Annotated in this window: 16 protein-coding genes; 8 read left to right on the top strand and 8 right to left on the bottom strand. The window is 71.7% G+C overall.

Annotated features, from left to right (window positions below; all coding sequences use genetic code 11):
• A complete protein-coding gene (locus CLT71_RS20180; RefSeq protein ID WP_101368469.1) occupies positions 1-1,665 on the bottom strand; it encodes a glycosyltransferase in 1,665 nt (554 codons plus the stop codon).
• Between the two features lie 282 nt (positions 1,666-1,947).
• Between CLT71_RS20180 and CLT71_RS20175 the strand changes: the two genes are divergently transcribed.
• The gene (locus CLT71_RS20175; protein WP_101368468.1) at positions 1,948-2,955 is read left to right on the top strand and encodes a glycosyltransferase family 2 protein; all 1,008 of its coding nucleotides are present in this window, start codon (positions 1,948-1,950) and stop codon (positions 2,953-2,955) included.
• Positions 2,952-4,136 (top strand): glycosyltransferase family protein, encoded by a 1,185-nt coding sequence (locus CLT71_RS20170; protein WP_486483364.1) that lies wholly within the window; start codon positions 2,952-2,954, stop codon positions 4,134-4,136. The genes CLT71_RS20175 and CLT71_RS20170 overlap by 4 nt, the downstream gene beginning before the upstream one ends.
• Positions 4,137-4,215: 79 nt before the next feature.
• On the opposite strand, the gene rarD is transcribed toward CLT71_RS20170, so the two are convergent.
• The 3 genes from rarD to eccE form a co-directional block, all read right to left on the bottom strand.
• Complete coding sequence (gene rarD / locus CLT71_RS20165) at positions 4,216-5,148, bottom strand: EamA family transporter RarD (RefSeq protein WP_101368467.1); 933 nt, start codon at positions 5,146-5,148, stop codon at positions 4,216-4,218.
• Positions 5,149-5,399: 251 nt separating this feature from the next.
• Positions 5,400-5,786 carry a phage holin family protein gene (locus tag CLT71_RS20160; RefSeq protein WP_101368466.1) on the bottom strand — a complete coding sequence of 129 codons (387 nt, stop codon included), beginning with the start codon at positions 5,784-5,786 and terminating at the stop codon, positions 5,400-5,402.
• 67 nt (positions 5,787-5,853) lie between these two features.
• Positions 5,854-7,728, bottom strand: coding sequence for a type VII secretion protein EccE (gene eccE / locus CLT71_RS20155; protein ID WP_486483363.1), 1,875 nt, complete (start codon positions 7,726-7,728; stop codon positions 5,854-5,856).
• 102 nt (positions 7,729-7,830) lie between these two features.
• Here eccE and eccB point away from each other — a divergent pair, with 102 nt between their 5' ends.
• From eccB to CLT71_RS20140, 3 genes are all read left to right on the top strand, one after another.
• Complete coding sequence (gene eccB, locus CLT71_RS20150; protein WP_101368464.1) at positions 7,831-9,231, top strand: type VII secretion protein EccB; 1,401 nt, start codon at positions 7,831-7,833, stop codon at positions 9,229-9,231.
• Positions 9,232-9,486: 255 nt separating this feature from the next.
• Positions 9,487-9,807, top strand: a complete 321-nt coding sequence (locus CLT71_RS20145; protein WP_101368463.1) for a WXG100 family type VII secretion target — start codon at positions 9,487-9,489, stop codon at positions 9,805-9,807.
• 23 nt (positions 9,808-9,830) lie between these two features.
• Positions 9,831-10,124 carry a WXG100 family type VII secretion target gene (locus CLT71_RS20140; protein WP_101368462.1) on the top strand — a complete coding sequence of 98 codons (294 nt, stop codon included), beginning with the start codon at positions 9,831-9,833 and terminating at the stop codon, positions 10,122-10,124.
• A 110-nt stretch (positions 10,125-10,234) separates the two neighbouring features.
• Here CLT71_RS20140 and mycP read toward each other — a convergent pair whose 3' ends face one another.
• Positions 10,235-11,494 (bottom strand): type VII secretion-associated serine protease mycosin, encoded by a 1,260-nt coding sequence (mycP, locus tag CLT71_RS20135; protein ID WP_101368461.1) that lies wholly within the window; start codon positions 11,492-11,494, stop codon positions 10,235-10,237.
• Positions 11,495-11,680: 186 nt separating this feature from the next.
• Here mycP and CLT71_RS20125 point away from each other — a divergent pair, with 186 nt between their 5' ends.
• Positions 11,681-14,992: an SseB family protein gene (locus tag CLT71_RS20125; protein ID WP_486483362.1), complete on the top strand. Its 3,312-nt coding sequence runs from the start codon at positions 11,681-11,683 to the stop codon at positions 14,990-14,992.
• Positions 14,989-15,354, top strand: coding sequence for a hypothetical protein (locus CLT71_RS20120; RefSeq protein WP_101368460.1), 366 nt, complete (start codon positions 14,989-14,991; stop codon positions 15,352-15,354). Before CLT71_RS20125 ends, CLT71_RS20120 begins: the two co-directional genes overlap by 4 nt.
• 29 nt (positions 15,355-15,383) lie before the next feature.
• On the opposite strand, the gene CLT71_RS20115 is transcribed toward CLT71_RS20120, so the two are convergent.
• Together CLT71_RS20115 and CLT71_RS37075 are read right to left on the bottom strand one after the other, a co-directional pair.
• A complete protein-coding gene (locus tag CLT71_RS20115) occupies positions 15,384-16,325 on the bottom strand; it encodes an alpha/beta fold hydrolase (protein ID WP_101368459.1) in 942 nt (313 codons plus the stop codon).
• The gene (locus CLT71_RS37075) at positions 16,322-16,462 is read right to left on the bottom strand and encodes a hypothetical protein (RefSeq protein ID WP_158242269.1); all 141 of its coding nucleotides are present in this window, start codon (positions 16,460-16,462) and stop codon (positions 16,322-16,324) included. The genes CLT71_RS20115 and CLT71_RS37075 overlap by 4 nt, the downstream gene beginning before the upstream one ends.
• A gap of 178 nt (positions 16,463-16,640) precedes the next feature.
• On the opposite strand from CLT71_RS37075, the gene CLT71_RS20110 reads away from it, so the two are divergent.
• Positions 16,641-17,807: a C45 family autoproteolytic acyltransferase/hydrolase gene (locus CLT71_RS20110; protein ID WP_101368458.1), complete on the top strand. Its 1,167-nt coding sequence runs from the start codon at positions 16,641-16,643 to the stop codon at positions 17,805-17,807.
• 141 nt (positions 17,808-17,948) lie between these two features.
• Here CLT71_RS20110 and CLT71_RS20105 read toward each other — a convergent pair whose 3' ends face one another.
• Complete coding sequence (locus CLT71_RS20105) at positions 17,949-20,261, bottom strand: immune inhibitor A domain-containing protein (protein WP_199187663.1); 2,313 nt, start codon at positions 20,259-20,261, stop codon at positions 17,949-17,951.
• Between the last annotated feature and the right edge of the window lie 353 nt (positions 20,262-20,614).

Genomic DNA, 20,614 nt, shown 5'->3' with positions numbered 1-20,614 from the left:
TCAGCGGCGGCGGAGCTTCTGGCGGAACCTCTGGCGCAGCCGGGCGGTGACCCGGCCGGGGGTGACCGGCACGACGGAGATCATCAGGCGGCCGGACTCGTCCCGGACCGGGGTCAGCAGGCAGAGCCGGGCGCCCCGGCGGCGTACCAGCGGGACCGTCCGGTCCAGCCGGGGCGCCCGCAGCGCCGCCGCGCCACCAGCACCCGCCGCGCTGTTCGCGCCCAGCGCGCGATCGGGGTCGAAGGGGCCGGCCTGGGCCGAGACGATCCGGCGCCGGCCGGTCGCGCCGGTACCGGCGAGCAGGTCGGCGGCACGGAACCTGATCCGTACCGTGCTGCCCGCCGGGCCGCTGTCCAGCACCACCGTCTCGGCCGGGACCTCCTCCGCGCTCACCGTCAGCGGATCGGCACCCTGCGCCGCCAGGTCCGGCAGCGGCGAGTACGCCGTGATCGTCAACACCCGCTCGCCCCGCTCGTCGTGCTCCCAGCCGAAACCCGTGGCGTCGAGCTTCGCCGGCCACTCCGGCACCGCCGTCACGTCGAAACAGGAGTCCGGCAGGCGAGGCACCGAACCCCGGAAACCCAGGCGAGGTGCCGGATCCCGGGAACCCAGGCGAGGCGCCGGATCCCGGAACCCGGGGTACGCCGCGTACCGCCGGGACCCCTCGACCACCGTGCCCGGTACCCCGACCTCGGCGTCCTGCCGGATCACCGCGAGCAGGTCGTCGAGGCTGCCGTCCCGGGTCAGCGCGAACCGGATCCGGGTCTCCGCCCCCAACCGCTCGGTGATCCGCCCGGTCAGGTGCTCCGCCACCAGCCGCCCGACGCCGTCGTGCACCGCCTGCTGGCTCTCCCGGTCGAGCCGGAGCAGATCGTCCTCGACCAGTTTGGCGACCTCGTGGTCGAACCGGCGCAGCATGATCGCGTCGCGCCGCTCGCCCGGCTCGATCAGGTCAGCCACGAACGCCAGGTTCGCCTCGACGACCCGCAGCCGATCCAGGTGCCGGCTCAGATAGGTGATGTTGGTGGCGCTCAACCGGCGTACGGCGTAGTAGAACTCGTAGTCGGCGAGCACCGAAATGCGCCGGGCCCGGAAACACGCCTCCAGGGTGAACGGCAGGTCACTGGCGATCCGCAACTCCTCGCGGTAGCGGATGCCGTACCGGTCGAGCAGTTCCCTGCGGAACAGTTTGGTGTTGGCCAGCGAGCGGGGCAGCGGTGAGTCGAAGAGGTCCACGTCGACCGCGTTGCAGGCGAATATGTCCTGGTAGATGTGCCGGCTGTTCACCCCGACCACCCTGCCGAGCAGCACGTCCGACCCCCAGGCGTCGGCGGCGGTCACCATCCGCTCCAGCGCCTCCACTCCGAGGTGGTCGTCGGCGCCGACGAAGAAGACGTACCGGCCGGTGGCGGCGTCGAGGCCCCGGTTGCACGGGCCGGCCGGACCGCCCGAGTTCGGCTGGTGGATGACGGTGAAGGTGCCGGGATGGCGGGCGGCGTACCTGTCCAGCTCGACGCCGCTGCAGTCGGTCGAGCCGTCGTCGACCGCGATCACCTGCATCCGGGACAGCCCGATGGTCTGCCGGACCAACGACTCCAGGCACCGGGTCAGGTAGGGCATGGTGTTGTAGACCGGCACCACCACGCTGATGTCCGGCGCGCTCATCCGGCGTTGTATCTCCATTTTCGACAGGTTCACCTGCCCGATTCTCCGAATTCACCGAATCGATTTTCCGAGCCTCGGCACAATTGCCGGCGAGTGTACGTCACCAACCCGCTCCGCCGCTCCGAAGCCCTGCCTGGCGGCCCGACACCGTTCGGTCGGGTACCGCCCAACCAATGTACGCGCATTCTCCGCCTTGAATTAACCCGCGCCCGCCGCACGGCCAATAGCGTTCACGTCCGGTATTGCCCGACAGGGATTCCCCAGACGAGTTGGCGGGTTTTCATGTCCTCCACACCAGACGTCAGCGTCGTTATTCCCACCCGTGGTCGGCCGGACCTGGTGACCCGGGCGGTGCGCAGCGTACTGGCGCAGACCGTGACCGACCTTGAGGTAGTCGTCGTGGTCGACGGCCCGGACGAGCAGACCGGCCGGGCCCTGGCGGCGCTCGGCGACGACCGGCTCCGGGTGCTGGTGCTGCCCTCCTCCGGTGGCGCACCGAACGCCCGCAACGTCGGCGTCGGCGCGGCGCGGGCGCGCTGGACGGCCCTGCTCGACGACGACGACGAGTGGCTGCCGAACAAGCTCGCCGTGCAGCTCGACCTGGCCGGGCGCGCCCGGGTGGCGATGCCGATCGTCGCCTGCCGGCTGCGCAACCGGACGCCCCGGGCCGAGTTCGTGATGCCGCGCCGGCTGCCGGCGGCCGGCGAGCCGCTCACCGAGTACCTCACCGTCCGGCGAGGGCTGTTCCACGGTGACGGCTTCATCCAGACCTCGACCATCCTCGCCCCGACCGAGTTGCTGCGCCGGGTGCCGTTCACAGTCGGATTGCGCCGCCTCCAGGAACTCGACTGGACGTTCCGGGCGCTCGACCACGCCGACGTCGACCTCGTCTACGCGGCCGAGCCGCTGGTGATCTGGCACCAGGACGAGGACCGTCCCCGGATCACCTTCGACACCGACTGGACGGAGCAGTTCGAGTGGCTCCAGCGGATCCGCCCGCTGCTGACCCGCCGGGCGTACGCCGCGCTGACGATGAGCGTGATCAGCTCGATGGCGGCACCGACCAGGAGTACGACGGCGTTCCGTACCCTGCTCGGCGAGGCGCGCCGGCACGGGCAGCCGGGCATCTTCGACTATCTCGCGTACGGGCTGATCTGGCTGATCCCGCCGCAGCTGCGGCGTACCCTCCGGGACCGGATCCTGCGCCGGCCCGGCGCCGGCCGCACGGCCTCCCGGCAGGTCGGGGTGGTCCGGCGAAAGGCCGGCCGACCAAGCGAGATCGGCGCGTGAGCACCCCGCCCCGGCCCGGTGCGGCACCCGCGGTGGTGATCTGGCGCAGCGGCCTGCTCGCCGGCTCCGAGACGTTCATCCGCAACCAGGGCCTGGCGCTCTCCCGCTGGCAGCCGACGTTCCTCGGCGCCACCCGGGTCGACTCGCCGCTGGCCGCCGAGACCGACGTGATCGCCTATCCGGACGGCGGCCGGGACCGGCGGGCCTTCCTGCGGCTCCGGCTGACCGGCGAGTCGCCGAGGCTGCGGCGGCTGCTGGCCGAGCTGCGCCCGGCGGTGGTGCACGCGCACTTCGGCAACGACGGTTGGCTGATCAGTCGGACGGCCGGGCAGCTCGGGGTACCGCTGGTGGTGACCGTGCACGGCTACGACGTGACGCGGCAGCCGCACGCGCCCGGCCTGCGCGGCCTGCGGTACCGGCGCAACCTGCGCCAGGTGTTCGACCGGGCCGCGCTGATCCTGGCCGTCAGCGGCTTCATCCGGGAGCGGGCGATCGCGGCCGGCGCCGACCCGGCGAAGGTCCGGGTGCACCACACCGGGGTACCGGTCCCGGCCGAGGTGCCGGACGTGCCGAAGCGCTGGGACGTGGTCTTCGTCGGCCGATTCGTCGAGAAGAAGGGCGTCGACGATCTCGTCGAGGCGCTCGGCACCCTGGCCGACCGGCGACCCCGGGCGCTGCTGATCGGCTCCGGGCCGCTGGATTGGCCGGTCCGGGAGCGGGCTGCCGCGCTCGGCCTGGACGCGACGTTCCTGGGCGTGCAGCGGCCGTCGGAGGTCGCCCGCCACCTGGCGGAGTCGAAGATCTTCGTCTCGCCGTCCAGGACGGCCGCGGACGGGGACGCCGAAGGGCTGCCCACGACGATCCTGGAGGCGGCCAGCCTGGGGCTGCCCACGGTTTCGACGTACCACAGTGGAATCCCGGAGGCGGTGCTGCACGGCGAGACGGGTCTGCTCGGCCCGGAGGGCGACCGGGCGGCGCTGGCTGGCAACATCCGGCAGCTCCTCGCCGACGACAACCTGCGGACCCGACTCGGCGCGCACGCCCGCCGGCACGTGGCCGAGCACTTCGACCTGCACCGGCAGACCCGGCTGCTGGAGGAGCTGTACGAGTCGGTGGCCGCCGGGCGTACCCCCGAACCTGCCACGGCCTCCCCGGACCGGGCCTTCCCCAGCCGGGCCTGACCGGCAAGCCTTCCTCGGTCGGGCCTGACCGACCGGCCTGACCGGCCGGGCCGGAGCGCGACGCGGCGGCGGTCCGCGCTCAGCGGGCGGCGGTTGCCGCCGCCGGCTCCGGGGTGGCGGAGAGCAGCGCGGTACGGGACCGCCGCACGTTCCGGATCGCGTCCGCCGTGAAGATCACCAGCGCCAGCCAGACCAGCGCGAAGCCGCCCAGCCGGGCCGGTGGCATCGGCTCGTGGAAGACGAGTACGCCGAAACCGAACTGGAGGATCGGCGCCAGGTACTGCAACATGCCGAGCGCGGTCAGGGACAGGCGGTTCGCCGCACCCGCGAACAGCAGCAGCGGGATGGCGGTGGCCGCACCGGCCAGCAGCAGCAGGGCGGTGTGCCCGGCGGAGACGTGCCCGAAGGTGGACTCGGAGTGCCAGACGAGCCAGCCGAGATAGCCGAGCGCGGGCAGGGTGAGCGCCGCCGACTCGATGAACATGCCCTCGGCGGCGGGCAGCCCGAGCCGCTTCTTCACCAGGCTGTAGCCGCCGAAGGACGCCGCCAGGGTGAGCGCCAGGTACGGCAGCCGGCCGTAGTCGACGGTGAGTACCGCCACCGCGAGGCCGCCGACGCTGAGTGCCACCCACTGGGCGACCCGCAGCCGCTCGCGCAGCACGGTGACCCCGAGCAGGACGACGACCAGCGGGTTGATGAAGTAGCCGAGTGCCGTCTCGACGACCCGTTCCGAGTTGATGCCGTAGATGTAGGTGCCCCAGTTGACCGCGATCAGCGCGGCGGCGAGCCCGATCCCGGCGAGCGTGCCCGGGCGGTGCCGCAGCTCACGCAGGAAGCCCCAGTTGCGGACCACCGCGAGCAGCAGCGCGACGAAGACCACCGACCAGACCACCCGGTGGGCCAGGATCTCGATCGGCCCGGCCGGCTCCAGCATCCGGATGTAGAGGGGGAAGAAGCCCCACATGGTGTAGGCGCCGATCCCGTAGAGGTATCCGCGACGCGCCTGGCTCATCGCTTCACCGTAAGGGGCAGACTCGGATTTGAGTCCTTTCCAGTGATCGGTATCACCGGGGCCGGTACCCGCCGGTGGCCAGCCCGGACCCCGTTACCGGCGCAGCACCCGTACCCGTCGTCTTCTCCTGTAGCGGTCAGCACCCTGTGACGCTATCCCCGCCCGGCCCGGCCGCCCCGAACCAATTCCCGATTAGTGGTCGGCGTCGCTTCCGAGCCGAGGACCGGCCGGTGCCAGGCGGAGCGGAGGGGTCAGTCGCGGTCCATCAGCAGGCCGAGCAGCCAGGTGACCACGCTCACGAAGAGCGCACCGAGTACCGCCGCCGGCCAGAACCCGTCGACCTCGAACGGCAGCCCGAGCCCGCCGGCGATGGCGCTGGTGAGCATGAACAGCAGCGCGTTCACCACCAGCGCGATCAGGCCGAGGGTGAGCAGGTAGAGCCCGCAGCCGAGAGTCTTGATGATCGGCTGGAGAACGCCGTTGACCACCCCGAAGATGATCGCGACCAGGATCAGCGTGCTCACCGCCTCGCCGGCCGAGTCGGTGTCCAGGGTGATCCCCGGGATGATCAGTGTGGCGAGCCAAAAGGCCAGGGCGGTGCCGGCGAGCCGGACGAGAAGCCCTTTCAGGAAACCCATGCCCGCAGATGGTGCCATGTGATCCCAAGTCCGCCCAGGTCCGGCCGGGCGGACCTGGGCCGCGGGCCTACCGGGCCGGTGGGCCGATCAGTTGAGCCTCGATCGGGGTGGCCGAGAGCAGCGCCCAGCGCAGCACCCGACGGTTGATCACCCCGACCATGTCGGACCGGATCCGGGTCAGCCAGTCCGCCGAGTCGCCGAGGCCGAGCGCCAGACCGGCAAGCTGCGCCTCGTGCGGTCGCAGCGGCTGCAACACCACCAGGTCGGCGCGGGAGACGGCGTCGACGTCGACCGGGGCGAGTTCGTCGCGTACGACCAGGCTGGTCTGCCAGCCCGGCCCCGGCTGCGAGTCGGCGGCCACCGGGCCGACGTCGACCACCACCAGCAGCGGGTGCAGTTGGGTGCCGGGCGGGCCGCCCACCGGCCGCCCCGGCGGGATCATCGCGATCGGCGAGCCGGGCCCGCTGGCACCACGGACGAAGGGCTCCCAGGCGCGTGGCCGGGCCGTCTGCACCACGATCCGGGCGCCGAGCGCCATCGCCCGCAGCGCGATGAGCTGCGCGGCGCGTACCCCGCCGATCAGCACCACCCGGGTGGTCTCGGCCCGGAACAGCCGGGCGACCACCGCCGCGCCGTGCCGGTTGGCGCCGAGCATCAACCCGGCCAGGCCGATCGGCAGGTCGAGTGCGTCCACAGAGGAGGATGGCAGGGTGGTGGCCGGTGCCGGGGCGGTCGGGCCGGCGCCCAGCACCCCCAGCGGCAGCGTGGCGGCGACGCCGTCGAGCTGCTCGCCGTCCAGCCGCCGGGCCACCGCGTGCTCGGCGGAGAGCAGCCGGCGCAGCGCCTGGACGGCGTTACCGAGCGCCTGGGCACTGTCGGCGGCCAGCCGTACCGTGACGTCCACCCGAATGTTGTCGGTGCCGCTGCCCGCCCACGGCCCGGCGCTCACCGAGACCGTGGTCGCGGTCGCCGGCAGCGCCAGCAGCCGGGGCACGAAGCGGCGGCCCGCCTCGGTCCGCAGATCCGGCCAGCGACGCAGCCGGAAGGTCGTCTGCACCAGGCCGCCGAGGCTGACGCCCTGCCAGTTCTCCCGGGCCGGTTGCGCGCCGTCGTGGTGCACCGTCTCCGCGAGTACGCCGAGCGCGGCGCGCTCGCCGAGCACCCGGGTCGGTACCGGGGCGAGCCGGCGGCGCACCTTGCGTACGGCGCTGGAGAGCGCTCGGCGCAGGTCGTCGTCGGACCAGCCGTCGGCGCGTAGCACCCGGACGGCGAGCAGTGCCCGCTCGTGCCCGAGCAGCCGCCCCTCGGTCAGTTGCCGGTACGACGTCGCCGGGGTGCCGCCGCCGGCGCCCAGCGTCGGCGCCGGAGCACCGGTGAGCACCAGTTGCACCCGCATCGGCGGAGTCTCCGCGCTGGCCGCCGGCAGCAGGCCGGCCGGGGAGAGCAGCGACTGCGGGCTGTCGGCGAGCATGCCGACCTGGTCGCCGAGTTCGAGGACGGCGGTGAGGCCGTAGGCGTCGCTGACCATGCAGGCGGCGTCACCGGCGAGGTCGACCGGCAGCACCACCGCGCCGGGGTTGACCAGGTCCAGCAGGGCCTCCGGCGGCGCGGCCTGCGGAAGCGTCCGCTGCCGGGAGGAGTAGCGCAGCCCGATGGCGATCCACTCGAAGAGCCAGCGCCGGCGCATCCGGATCCAGGTCAGCAGCACCAGGGCGACGGCGAGCAGCGCGGCCCCGGCGAGCAGCAGTGGGCCCTGACTGGCGGCGGCGAGCACGAGGGCCAGCGCCACCTGGAGGGCCACGATCTGCCCGGCCCGTACCCCGAACAGGCCGGATCGGGACGGAGTGGACGATGCCGGCAGTGGCGCCGGTGGCGACCGGTCGATCCGGCTGCCCGGGGTGCCGGTTGGCCGGGTCCGGTTGTCTGCGGCAGTTAGCGTCACCGCGATAGCCTCCCCTCCGATGGGCGTCGGCGGTGGGCCCGCCCCCCGCGATCCGCTCAGGGGCCTATCGTATGGGCCGGACCAACCGGAGAGGGGGCCCGCATGCCATCGCGGCAGGACCAGTTGCATTCCTACCAGTTCATGGTCCAGCGGGTGGTGGGCGCGCTGGTGATGCGGGAGACCGATCCCGCGCAGTCGCCGTTCCGGCGGGCGGCCGGTGCCACCCTGGCCAGTGTGCTGATCGCGCTGATCGGGATCGGCGGCTCGGTGGTCTACGGGGTCTTCGTCGGCGGCGGTGCGACGAAGTGGAAGGACTCGGCGGTGGTCATCGTCGAGAAGGAGTCCGGCGCGCAGTACGTCTACGTCGACAACACCCTGCATCCGGTGCTCAACTACGCCTCTGCGCTGCTCATCGTCGGCCAGCCCGCGCCGAAGACGGTGTCGGTGTCGCGCAAGTCGTTGGAGGGCCAGCCGCGCGGCGTGACGCTGGGCATCCGCGACCTTCCGGAGTCGCTGGCGCCGAGCAACCGGCTGCTCTCCGGGGGCTGGACGATCTGCTCCGAGCCGCGTACCGGTGGTGCCGGCGGGCAGCCACAGTCGACGCTGCTGATCGGCAAGGTGGCGCCCGGTGGCCGGGAGCTGGGCGAGGAAGGGCTGCTGGCGGAGCACCCCAACGGCCAGCTCTTCCTGATCTGGCACAACCGCCGGCACCTGATCCAGAATCCTGACCTGATCATCAGCGCGCTGACCTGGGGCAGCCAGCGGCGGGTGCCGGTGGCGCCGGCCCTGCTCAACGCCCTGCCGGCCGGTGCCGACCTGGACGAGATCCGGATTCCCGACGCGGGTGAGCCGTCCGAGGCGGTGCAGGGCGCGAAAATCGGTGAGGTCTTCCTGGTCGAGCGGCAGGGCGGCGGCGGCCAGTACGCGGTCGCCAAGCGCGACGGCCTCTACAACATCACCGAGGTGCAGGCCAACATCCTGCTGACCAGGGACGCGGTGAAGCAGGGCGAGGAAACCAAGCTCTCCCAGGGTGAGTACGGCGCGATGCCGAAGAAGGGCGACCTGGTGCCGGGCAACGACGCGGCGGCACCGGCGACCACGCCGAAGATCGCCCCGGCCGAGGGTGGTGTGGTCTGCGGCGACGTCCCGGACGACCGTGGGGTGCAGAACATCCGGATCGGCGCTGACATGTCAGCGATTCCCGACCCGCCGGCCACGTCGGCGCAGTCGGCCCGTGGCGGTGCCCTCGCCGACCAGGTGGTGCTGGAGCCGGGCCGCGGCGTGGTGGTCGAGGCGACCGCGTCGCCCGGTGCCACCGGCGGGGCCATCTCGGTCGTCACCGACCAGGGTCGGCGGCATCCGGTGACCAGCGGCGAGGTGCTGGGCAACCTCGGCTACGGGGCCGCCAAACGGGTACGGATGCCGAGTACCCTGGTCACGCTCATCCCGGACGGGCCGGCGCTCGACCCCGAGAAGGCCCGCGACCGGGCCGGCGTGCAGTAGGGCGAGCGGAAAAGTGCGCTGATGGGGGAGAATATCGGTGACCGCCCGTAGCTGTCGGTCCGGTTCATTGCGGTACGGGTTTGTCCACACGGTGCCCAGAAGGGGTATCCAAGTCTTGCTCCGGCCCGCTACCGTCGGCTACGGAAGTTAATTGCAAGTTGTGCCGTTACCCGCGGGGGTGGCGGACACGAGCCCGGGAGTCCACAGTGGGCGCCCGGGTTGACGACGAGTTAAGGGAGCGGGGTGACTTCGGGGGTGTCCCAGACGCAGGCAGAAGCCGCGGTGATGGAACAGACCGCCACGAAGTTCGAGAACGTCGACCAGTCGCTGCAGAGCATGCTCAGCAGCATGATGGGTCAGCTCGAGGTGCTGCAGAGCGCGTGGCGTGGTGCTGGTGGCCGCTCGTTCGAGCAGGTCAAGCAGCAGTGGGCGCAGAACCAGGAGCAGATCCACCGCGCGCTGCGTGAGACGGCGACTGCGATCCGTACCTCCGGCCAGCAGTACGACGCGTCCGACACCGAGGCGTCGAGCCGGATGAACGCCACCAACGCCGGCGGCATGACGCTGCCGCTCTGATTTGACCGGGGAGGGAAAATCCGATGAGTGACGGCCTTCTTGTCGTCAATTTTGCCGCGCTGCAGCAGGCCAGCGCGGACATCCAGAAGGCGTTGAACACGCTCGACTCGCAGCTGGACCAGCTCGAGTCGGACGCCGCGCCGCTGGTGAGCACCTGGGAGGGTGAGGCGCAGCAGGCGTACTTCCAGCGCCAGACCAGGTGGCGTCAGGGTGCGACGGAGATGTCCAACATGCTGCGTGACATCAAGATGGCGCTGGACGAGTCCGCCGCGGACTACCTCAGCACCGAGAAGAAGAACACCGGCCTGTTCCAGTAGGCCTTCCGTACCACCCAGACTGCCCCGGGCTGCCCGCGATCCGCGCCGCACCCGGGGCATCTGCTTGTGCGCCGTACCGCCCCGTCCCCGGCTGCTTGTGGTGGCGAGGGTCAGGGCGCCTGCCGGGAGGGTTGCTGGGACCCCGGGCCGGCGGGTCGCCAGCCGCGTCGCGCACCCCGGGGCAGTACGACGGCGAGGATCAGCGCCACCAGTGCGACGGTACCGGCGAGGCCGGCGACCCAGAGCGCCCGCTCCTGGCTCTCCGAGCGCCGCTCGGCACGGGCCACCTCCACCGGGTCGACCTGGTGCGGTGGCAGCCCGCCGGCCTCCGGTCGCCGGGCCGGTGCCGCCGTCTCGGTGACCGCCCGGTACGGGTTGAGCATCCCGGCGCCGTAGGCGTCCCGGTCGGAGCCCGGCACCGGATCGGTGGCGGCGAGCAGCCGCTGTGCCACCTGCCGCGCGTTCAGTTCGGGCCAGTACTGCCGGATCAGCGCCACGGTGGCGGTCACGAACGGGGTGGCGAAACTGGTGCCGTTCTCCACTATGTGCCCGCGTTCCGGTGCCGCGATCACGACGCTGCCGCCGGGGGCGACCAGGTCCACGTAGTCGCCGCGCTGCGAGAACGGGGAGACCAGCCCGTCCTCGCCGACCGAGCCCACCCCGATCACCCCGTCGTACGACGTCGGGTACGGCCTCGGGTTCTTGTCGGCGTACAGGTTACCGGCGGCGGCGACGATCACGACGTCCTTCTCCAGGGCGTACTCCACCGCTCGCTTGAGCGTTGGGTTGTCCTGGTAGTAGACGATCGAGAGGTTGATCACGGTTGCCCCGTTGTCGACCGCCCAGCGGATCGACTCGGCGAACTTCTCGACCGTTACGCTTTCGCCCGATTCCTTACCCTCGATGACCTTCTTCTCGGAGACCCGTACCGGAAGGATCTTGACCTGCGGGGCCAGCCCCCGGAACGGGACGCCCTCCCGGGGAGTGGCCGCGATGATGCTGGCCGCGCCGGTGCCGTGCCGTACGCAGTCCCGCGTCCCGTCGAGGCCCGGGTCGAGGTAGTCCCGGCCCGGCAGTACCCGACCCTTCATCTGCGGATGCGTCTTGTCGACGCCGGAGTCGATCACGGCGACCGTCACGCCGGCTCCGGTGGCCAGCGGTGCGAGCCGTTCCGGGGCGTACCGCTGTTGCGCCCACGGCATCGTGGTGATGGGCTGGGCGGGTGGGTTGTTGTTGTCGCAGCCGGGCAGGGCCCGCTGGGCGATCGGCGGGGCGAGCGGCGCCGCCGTGGCCGGACCGGCCGCGATCGGCGGGACCACCAGCGCGGTGATCGCACCGATCAGCGTGAGTCGTATTGTCCGGCCAGGCATCGGTCGCCTCCGAAATTGGTTCGGTCCGCCATCGGGCCGGATCGTCGACGCAACGGACCCGCCCACCGGATGCTATCGGTGGAGTGTCGTCGTCGGCATCCACCGCCAGCCAACCATTGTGATCCGGTCCCCACCTTGTAGGTTGTACGCGATGCTTGTGGCCTGTTCGGCGAGAGGGAGGTGGCCGTGACCGAATGGGAGCCGGCCACCGAGACCGAGGCCGCGATGCGGGACGCACTGCGCGCGGGTGACCAGGAACTCTATTTCCGCATTCTCGCCCGTACCGATCTGCTGCTGCCGGTCTCCGCCGAGGCGCTCGCCGGCCGTGCGCCGATGGGTTGGGGCACCTGGACCACCGGCGGCCGGACGCACGTACTCGCATTCACCTCCACCGCCGCCCTGCGCGCGTGCCTCGCCGAGAACGCCGGATCGACCCGCCGGGCAGCCTATCCGGAGTTGGCGGCCGGCTGGCCCAACCCGGAGTGGTGGCTCGCGGTCAACCCGGGTCTGCCGATCGAGGGTTACCTGCCCGCCTGGTTCGTCTCCCAGCTTTCCCGGGGCGACGTACGACTCCCCGGCCGCAGCATGGGCGCCCGGGCGCGGCTGGAGCAGGTCGAGCGGGCCCGGGCCCGGGCCACCGCGGCGGTGCCGCGTCGCCTGCCGGACGGGCCGCCCAGGGCCGAGCCCGAGCCGGCCGGAGCGTTCCGGTCGGTCGAGCCGGAGGGGTTGCCGTTCCGGCCGGCCGAGCCCGCTGAGTCGCCCTGGCCTGCGCAGCCGGCCCGGGAGGCGGTCGAGTCGTCCTGGCCTGCGCAGCCGGCGCGGGGTGCGGTCGAGCCGTTCCGTGAGCCGCTCGACACCTTCCGTGAGCCGATCGAGCCGTTCCGTGAGCCCGTCGAGTCGTTCCGTGGGCCGACCGAGGCGTTCCGTGAGCCGGTCGGGTCGTTCCGTGAGTCGTTCCGCGAGCCGGTCGGGTCGTTCCGTGAGCCGGCCGAGGGGTTCCGTGAGCCGGCCGAGGTGTCCGGACCGGTGGAGTCGGCGCGGGATCCGGTCGAGTCGCTCCGCGAGCCGGCCGAGCAGTCCCGACCTGCCGAGGCGGCGGGCGATGCTGCCCGGACGACATTTCCGATCCGCGAACCAGCCACGGCGGCCCAGGCCCCGGGCGATCCGACCGTGTCCCTGTCGGGACCGGCACCGACCCCGTCACCGGCGCCGACGAGCGGCGCTCCGGCCACGGTGCCGGTGATCGCACCGACACCGGCCCGGGACGGACTGGGCGGGGAGTTCGGCAGCCAGATCTCCGAAGACACCTCTGCGGGCTGGATGACGCCGGCAGGACCGACCCGACCCGCCTCGGCGCCCATGGCGAACGGAAGCCCCGGCGCGGGAACATCGGCCGTTCCCTCGTCGGTGTCCGCGCCGCCGTCGTCGGTGTCCGCACCCCCCTCGTCGGTGTCCGCGCCGCCGTCGAACGGCACACCGGCTGCGCCGCCGCCAGCCTGGCACGGACCCGCTGGCCAGCAGTTCGACCGGCCCACCGAGCGGATCGAGATCCCCGAGGAGCGGACGGCCGGTCCGGTTGCCCAGCGGACGCCGCCGTCACAGGCTCCGGCACCGGAGGCACGGACGCCATCGCCCGCGCCCGCCGAACCGTCGCTGTTCACCCCGGTATCCCGGCGTCCGGCCGGCGAGGAACCGTCCGGGGACGGTGCGCTGTGGTCCGGTACGACCGCTGACGATCCGACGGTCGTCCACGAGGCAGCCGCCACCCGGCCCGCCGCTGACCCGCCTCCGGTGAACTGGCCCGCCGTCGATCCGCTCCCGGTGGGCCGGCCCAGCGCCGATGCCGAAGCCGCCGGCCCGGAAACCGCCGCAGCCGTACGCTCCGAAACCACCGCAGCCGCCGGCCGGGAGACCACCGGCTCGGAACCGGCCGCAGCGGCCGAAGCCGGTCCCACCGAGCCGATCCGTACCGGCACCGGGCTCAGCCAGTCGTTCGACGGCCGTTCGTTCATGACGGACTCCCTGACGATGGGCTCGCTGCCCACCGAGAGCTTCACCGCCGGCCCGACCGGCACCGGAGAGGCTGCCGCCGGTCGATCGGCGCGCGAGCAGGTCTCCGCCGGCCGAGTTGCCGAGCAGTTCTCCGCCGGTCGATCGGCGCGTGCACAGTTCGCCGCTGGTTCTCAGGTCACCGAGCAGTTTGGCGCCGGCTCTCAGGCCACGGAGCAGTTTGGCGCCGGCTCTCAGGCCACCGAGCAGTTTGCCGTCGGCTCCCAGGTGACCGAGCAGTTCGCCGCCGGCCCTCAGGTCACCGAGCGGCTTGGCGGCGGCCCGCCGGCCAGCGAGCAGTTCGGCTCGGCAACGGCCACGACCGAACCGATTCGGGCCGGGAACGCCACGACCGCACCGATCCCGGCCGGGGTGGCCGGTGGCCACCTGCCGGACTCCGCTCCGGGTACGACCGAACCCGTTGCCGCCGAGTCAGCACCGGTCGGCGCCGATCCGGCTTCCGTCCGGCGGCTACCGTCGGATTTCGCCCCCGCCAACGAGGTCGAGCAGAGCCTGCTCGACGCGGCCGGCGACGGCAGTACCGACACGTTCCTCTCCACCCTGCTGTTGGCCAGGGTGCTGTTGCCGGTGGCGTTCAACTCGGCCCCCGGCAGCCGGCCCGGTGACGACGGCTTCGAGTGGCGTACCGAGCTGTTGGACGGGGAGCGCTACGTCGTGGTGTTCACCTCGCCGGAGCGGCTCGGTGACCACCTGCCGGAGACCATCGACACGGTCGAGGTCAAGTTCGCCCAGTTGATCCGGCGGTGGCCGGACGACAACTACTCCTTCGCGGTCAACCCGGGCACCCCGGTCGGGGCGAAGCTGCCGGGTGGGCAGATCGTCGCGCTGGCGAACTGGGCCGCCGAGGTGGGACTCGGCGACGACACGGGCGAGCCGGCGCCGCAGGCCCCGGCCGAGGAGGAGGCGCCACGGCCGACGTACGAGCCGGCTCGGGAGGACCCGGGGCGGCCGACGATGATGCAGAAGACCATCGCCCCCAGCCAGCTCTCCTACTATCTCGACCGGGGCTACGACCGGGTGTCAGGCTTCGTGCACCGGGCGTCCGAGGTCGCCCATCTGCGTACCCCGGCGAAGCTCTACGCCGCGCTCGGCCTCAACCACCCCGGTTCGGCCTTCGACCGGGACGCCGAGGAGATCTACGTACTCCGGTGGCCGGCGCACCGGCCCAGCCTCTACCGCATCCCGTACGGCGGGCAGAACGAGGCCGCCATGCGGGCGATGGAGGGCTGGGTGATCGAGCGGCCGCCGTTCCGGGGCAACGGGTTCGCGCCAGGGGAGAGCAGCGACGTGGTGGCCGAGTTCAAAGTGGACAGTGTACGGCTGCCGCACGGCGCGCAGCTCTACCGGATCGGTCTCGACGGCACCGAGCGACTGGTGGCGACGCTGGACTGTGACGTACCCGTCTGGCGTCGGGTCGAGGAGGACTGATGCGCGACGGTTACGTTGCCCAGTGGCGTGGCCGGGAGTACGAGGCCAGCCCGGCCGGTGACGACGTACGCCTCTACCAGGCGGAACCGGGCGAGGGCTTCGAGGAGGTCCGCCCCGGGCGGTACGTCCGGGTGGTGGCCGCGGCCGAGGTCGGCGAGCTGGTCTACGTCCGCACCAGGTGTTCGTGGCAGGGCCAGCCGTTCATCGTGCTCGCCCAGCACGACAACTGGCTGCGGGTGGAGTACACCGGTGGGCGCTGGCCGGTCGCCGAGGCGATGGGGCTGGAGGCGTTCGACTTCGGGGTCTACCAGGGCTGGGCGCCGGCAGCCGAGGTCACCGACCTGCGCGAGAACCGCGCCTGACGCGTTCTCGTGACGACCGGCGTACCCGGTCAGGACTTGGCCCAGCGCAGTACCTCGCCCAGCACCAGGTCGGTCGCCTCGACGTGCGGGAAGTGACCGACGCCGTCGAGCAGCCTCCACTCGTACGGGGCCACCACGTAGCGGCTGGAGCCCTGGGCGGTACGCGGCAGCGACGCCTCGTCCAGCGCGCCGTGCAGTTGCAGGGTCGGGGTGACCAGCGGCTTCTGCATCAGCTTGACGAACCGGTAGCCGTGCAGCCGGAGTACCGACCGGAACGCCCACCGGTAGCCCTCCATCGCACAGAACGCTGCCTGTGGGATCCGCATCGCCTGCCGGCAGCGCTCCGCATAGTCGGCGAAACCGGGGCTCTCGACCCAGCGCGGGCCGCCCCAGCGTTGCAGGAAGTAGCCGACCAGCGCCGCGTCGTCCCGGGTCAGCACGTGCTCGTACCGGGGAATCTGGAACTTCAGCGTGGGGGTGGCCGCCGCGAACTGGCCACGCGGGTCGGCGAAGATTCCGGCTCGCAGCCGCAGCGGATGCGGTGCCGCGAGCACCACCAGCCGGCGTACCAGGCTCGGGTGGAAGGAGGCGGCGGTCCAGCCGATCATGCCGCCGGCGCCCGAGCCGACCAGCACCGCCGAGCGTTCGCCGAGTGCCCGGATCAGTCCGGCCACGTCGGCGGCGAGGGTGTAGCCGTCGTACCCCCGGGGTGGCTTGTCGCTGGCGCCGTAGCCGCGCAGGTCGACCGCGACGGCCCGGTAGCCGGCGTCAGCGACCGCCGGAAGCATCTCGTGCCAGGCCCACCAGAACTCGGGGAAGCCGTGCAGGAAGAGTACCAGCGGCCCGCTGCCGGCCTCGACGACGTGGAACCGGCTGCCGTTGGCGCCGACGAAGCGGTGCGTCCACGGCCCCTCCACCAGTACGCAGGACTCGTCGACGACTGACCTGCGGCCGGCGCCGCGCTTGCTCATCCGGCCCTCCCCGGTGCGTCGGCGGTCCCGGGCGCCGCTGCCGGTCGAGCACGCCGCTCGGCGTTCCGGACGTCGGGACACGGCCGGCTGCCCGCGCCGCGCCGCTCCTCGCTGACCTGGCCGGTTCGCTCCGTCATGTCGACAGCCTAGGGCCACCGGGCCGGGACTGATCCGCCGCAACCTAGGGATCAGGGGATCGTCCGGGGATTTCCCCGGGCTCGGGAGCGGCCCCTGACGACAGGACCGTCCGGCTCGCTGACTAGGGGATCAGTAACGGCGGTGACGTCGACCGGGTCGGACGGTTAGCGTGCTGGCATGACTTCCGCGCGTCGGCTCGACCATTCCGACCTGCCGGTACCGCTGATCCGGGTGCAGGGCACCCCGGCCGAGTGCGGTGCCGGGTACGGTGCCGCGGCCCGTGACCTGATCACTGCCAACCTGGAGTTCTACCTGCGGCGGTTCCGCGAGGAGGGCGGGTTGGACAGCGCGGCGGTGACCGCCGCCGGCCGGGCCTTCCGGGAGGCGACCCGCCGGCACCACCCCCGGGTCGCCGAGCTGCTCGACGGGGTGGCCGAGGGGGCCGGGGCCGAGGTCGAGCGGATCTACGCGTTGAACGCGCGTACCGAGCTGATCTACGGCCGGCACCGGGGCGGCGGGTCCGCCGTGCCACCGGACGCGGGTGCCGGTGGGTGTACCGCCGTCGGGGTGCTCGGCACCCACACCGGAAACGGTCACCTGCTGCTCGGGCAGAACTGGGACTGGCATCCCGACCAGCGGGACGTGATGCTGCTGCTGGCCACCCGGGACGAGCGCGGGTTGAGCGTACTGACCCTGACCGAGGCGGGCATGGTCGCCAAGACCGGGCTGAACTCGGCGGGGGTCGGCGTCTGCGTCAACATGCTCGGCTGTGACCGGGACGGGTTGCCCGAGCCCGGGGTCGAGCCGGGTGTGCCGTACCACGTGCTGCTGCGGGCGGCACTGGAGGCGGAGAACCTGACCGAGGCACTGAAGGTCACCTTCCGGGGCAACCGGAACAGCTCGATCAACCTGCTGCTCGGGCAGGCGGCGGAGGCCGGTGGCGAGCTGATCGACCTGGAGCTGGTACCCGGGGACGCCGGCTGGCTGCACCCGGTGGACGGGTATCTCACCCACGCCAACCATCTGGAGACGGGGCTGCCGGTCCACGACACGGTCAAGGACTTCGGCGGCTCGTCGCTGTTCCGGTCCGCCCGGGCCAGGCGGCTGCTGGCAGCGAAGGCGGCGGTCGGCAAGGTCGGCGAGGGCGACCTCGCCGGGCTCTTCCGGGACCACGCGAGTTTTCCGCACGCCATCTGCCGGCACGTGGACGAGCGGATGCCGCCGGCCGAGCGCTCCGAAACGGTCTACTCGGTGCTGCTGGACCTGGACGACCGCCGGTTCGGCATCGCGGCCGGGCCGCCCTGCGAGCACCGGTACGGCTGGCTCGACCTGGCCGCCGGCTGACCGTACCTGCCTGGACACGGCCGCCGGCCGGGTGGCCCGGGTACCGGCGCTGACCTCGTCGGGCGCGGACGCGAGCGGGGCCGGAAGCGCTCTGTGCGCTTCCGGCCCCGGCCGTGGTACGTCAAATCAGCCGTAGATCCCTCAGTTGGTGATCTTGATGATCGCCAGGTCACTGATGAGGCGGTTCTCCAACAGCAGCTCGATCTTGGTGCCGGTACCGGCCACCTTCACCGAGTTCATCGGGTTCTGCGCCGACCAGTACTGGTTCGGGTCCGAGTCGTTGAAGACCGTCACCGGGTTCAGCTTCGGCACCGTGGTCGCCACCCCGTTGAGGTGGAACGTCTGCGCCGGCTTGGCGAACCGGCTGAACGTGGCGTCGTAGCTGCTGCGCCGGTTGGTGACGTTGCCGACCCCGGGCACCGTGATCGGGCCGGGCCGGACGTCGACCGGCAGGTTCAGGCCGAAGCCCGGGTGGTCGATGGTGTCGTTGTCCTCGTACGCGTAGTTCACGTACCAGATGAGCAGACCCTGCGGGTTCTTGAACCGCTCCACCCAGTCCGGCTTCGAGTTCTGCCAGCCGAAGTTGTACGGACCGGTCTCCAGGACCTTGTCGTACCCGTAGTAGGTCCGGTATTCGGCGATGTAGAAGCGCGGACGCAGCTCGGTGACCGAACCGACCGACCGGGTGAAGCCGCGGACGGTCCACTCCGGCTGCTCGGTCTCCGCCCCGTCGGTCCAGACCGGCGTACCGTCCTTGACCAGCGAGATGTTGTCGAGGAACGCGCCGGCGAAGTTGGTGCCGGTGTCGCTCTGGTAGCGGTAGCGGAACTGCACCGACTTGCCCAGGTACGCCGAGAGGTCGAAGTTCAGGTCGATCCACTCGCCGCTCGTGGAACCGTCGATGCCGCTCTCGCCCGGCTCGATCAGCGGGTGGCTCAGCTTGGCCCAGGTGGCCCCGCCGTCCGCCGACACCTCCGCGAAGAGGTAGTCGAAGTTCTCCTCGATCTGGTACCACGCCTTGGCGTTGACCGAGGCACTGGTGGCGCCGGTGAGGTCGAGGGTCCGGGTCATCGTGTTGTTCAGGTTGTCACCGGTACCGCCCCACCACTCGCGCTCGCCAGCGAACGGAGTGTTGAACGGGATGGTGACCTCCTGGCCGGGCAGGTTCACCACTGTCGCCTGGGCGAGGCCGTCGGTGTCGCCGGCCGCCCCGAGGGTGGCGTACGTGGTGCCGCTGTCCCAATCCACTGTGGAGTAGTTCAGCCAGCCCAGGTAGAGCTTGGACCACGGGTCCATGTAACCGGGCTTGGTGCCGATCTCCTGCTTGCCCTCGTTGAGCCAGGAGCCCGAGGCCATCAGGCTCCAGAACCCGACACCGTTGTCGCCGCCCTGGGTGTCGTACAGGTCGGGCAGGCCGAGGTCGTGGCCGTACTCGTGGGCGAAGACGCCCAGGCCACCGTTCTCCGGCTCCGTGGTGTAGTCACGGATCCAGATCCCGCTGTCACCGATCTGCACCCCGCCGGCCTTGTTGAACTCCGGCCCGGCCGAGCCGGCGAGGTCGGTGAAGGCGGCCCAGCGGTGCGACCAGATCGCGTCCGCGCCCTGCGCGCCGCCGCCGGCCTCCTCGCCCTCACCGGCGTGCACCGCCTGGAAGTGGTCGATGTAGCCGTCGGCCTCGTTGAAGTTGCCGTCGCCGTCGTGGTCGTAACGGTCCCAGACGTCGAACTGGGCGAGGTACTGCTTGATCTGCGCCTGGGTCTTGCCCGCCGCGACCTGCGACTCGTACCAGGCGGTGGCGGTGTCCTTGACGAAGTTCCAGTAGCCGTCGCGCTCGGCGATCTCGTTGCTGCCGTACCGGGCCTCGTTGAACGGGACCTTGACCCAGTCGCTGACGTCACCGCCGACGGTGTACCGGCCGCCCGACTGCTTCAGGTAGAAGTCGGCCATCGACTCCTTACCCTTGGCGTAGAAGAGGTCCAGGTACGACTGGCGGTTGTAGTCGGCGCGCCAGATGGTGCTGTTGTCGTCGGTCGCGCCGCCGTCGTAGACGCGGTCCGGCTGCTTGATCTGGTTGTGCAGCGGGCCGTCGGTGCCGCCGGTGCGCGGGTCCTTCTGGTTGCCGAACTCGACCAGGATGCTGAAGATCGGGTCGCTCTTCGGCGGCTGCTGGTACTCGACGAACCGGTCAGCCTTGATCTGGATGACCTTCGACCCGTTGCGGGTCTGAAGCTTGGCCTTGCCGGAGAGCAGGTCGGCGATCGCCTCCCTGCGGACCTGCTGGTGCTCCTCCGCGAGCGGGTCGGGCAGGTTGTCGGCCCGGTGGGCCGCGCCCTGAGGCTCCCGGTCGACCGGGGCAGGCGCCGCCGGAGCGGCGGACGCCGGCACAGCGACCGCGCCGGCGGCCAGCAGCGCGGCCGTGGCACCCGCCAGACCGGCTGTGACTCGTCTCCTCAAAGGTCCTCCTCCTTTGTGGAAGTGTTACAGGACAGGCCGGCTCTTGGCGGGCGCTGTCATCAGAAGCGACCACCACCATTGCAGATCGATCGAACCCTGTCACGGGTTGGAGACGGCTCGTCGGAGTGGCCCGATCTATGTCTAATCAGGGCGAAAACATTCTAACGGGCAGCCATTTTTGAACATGGGAATGTCACGATTCGGCCACGGCGGGAACCGTAGGCGCTCGTACCACGTCCCGCGGGGCGGCAACCGGTGTGTGATGCCGGTGTCGGGCGGTGGCCGTACCCCCTGAGCAGGCCGAGCGTCCCCGGCCCGCACGACGATGGGCGGACCCGGAGCGGGTCCGCCCA

The organism is Plantactinospora sp. CNZ320 (genome assembly GCF_002846275.1).
This window is presented reverse-complemented; position numbering and strand designations above follow the sequence as displayed.

Coding starts and splice junctions, on each gene's coding strand:
- CLT71_RS20180 (WP_101368469.1), bottom strand. CDS start 1,665: ATGAGCGCGCCGGACATCAGCGTGGTGGTGCCGGTCTACAACACCATG.
- CLT71_RS20175 (WP_101368468.1), top strand. CDS start 1,948: ATGTCCTCCACACCAGACGTCAGCGTCGTTATTCCCACCCGTGGTCGG.
- rarD (WP_101368467.1), bottom strand. CDS start 5,148: ATGAGCCAGGCGCGTCGCGGATACCTCTACGGGATCGGCGCCTACACC.
- CLT71_RS20160 (WP_101368466.1), bottom strand. CDS start 5,786: ATGGGTTTCCTGAAAGGGCTTCTCGTCCGGCTCGCCGGCACCGCCCTG.
- eccB (WP_101368464.1), top strand. CDS start 7,831: ATGCCATCGCGGCAGGACCAGTTGCATTCCTACCAGTTCATGGTCCAG.
- CLT71_RS20140 (WP_101368462.1), top strand. CDS start 9,831: ATGAGTGACGGCCTTCTTGTCGTCAATTTTGCCGCGCTGCAGCAGGCC.
- mycP (WP_101368461.1), bottom strand. CDS start 11,494: ATGCCTGGCCGGACAATACGACTCACGCTGATCGGTGCGATCACCGCG.
- CLT71_RS20115 (WP_101368459.1), bottom strand. CDS start 16,325: ATGAGCAAGCGCGGCGCCGGCCGCAGGTCAGTCGTCGACGAGTCCTGC.
- CLT71_RS37075 (WP_158242269.1), bottom strand. CDS start 16,462: ATGACGGAGCGAACCGGCCAGGTCAGCGAGGAGCGGCGCGGCGCGGGC.
- CLT71_RS20110 (WP_101368458.1), top strand. CDS start 16,641: ATGACTTCCGCGCGTCGGCTCGACCATTCCGACCTGCCGGTACCGCTG.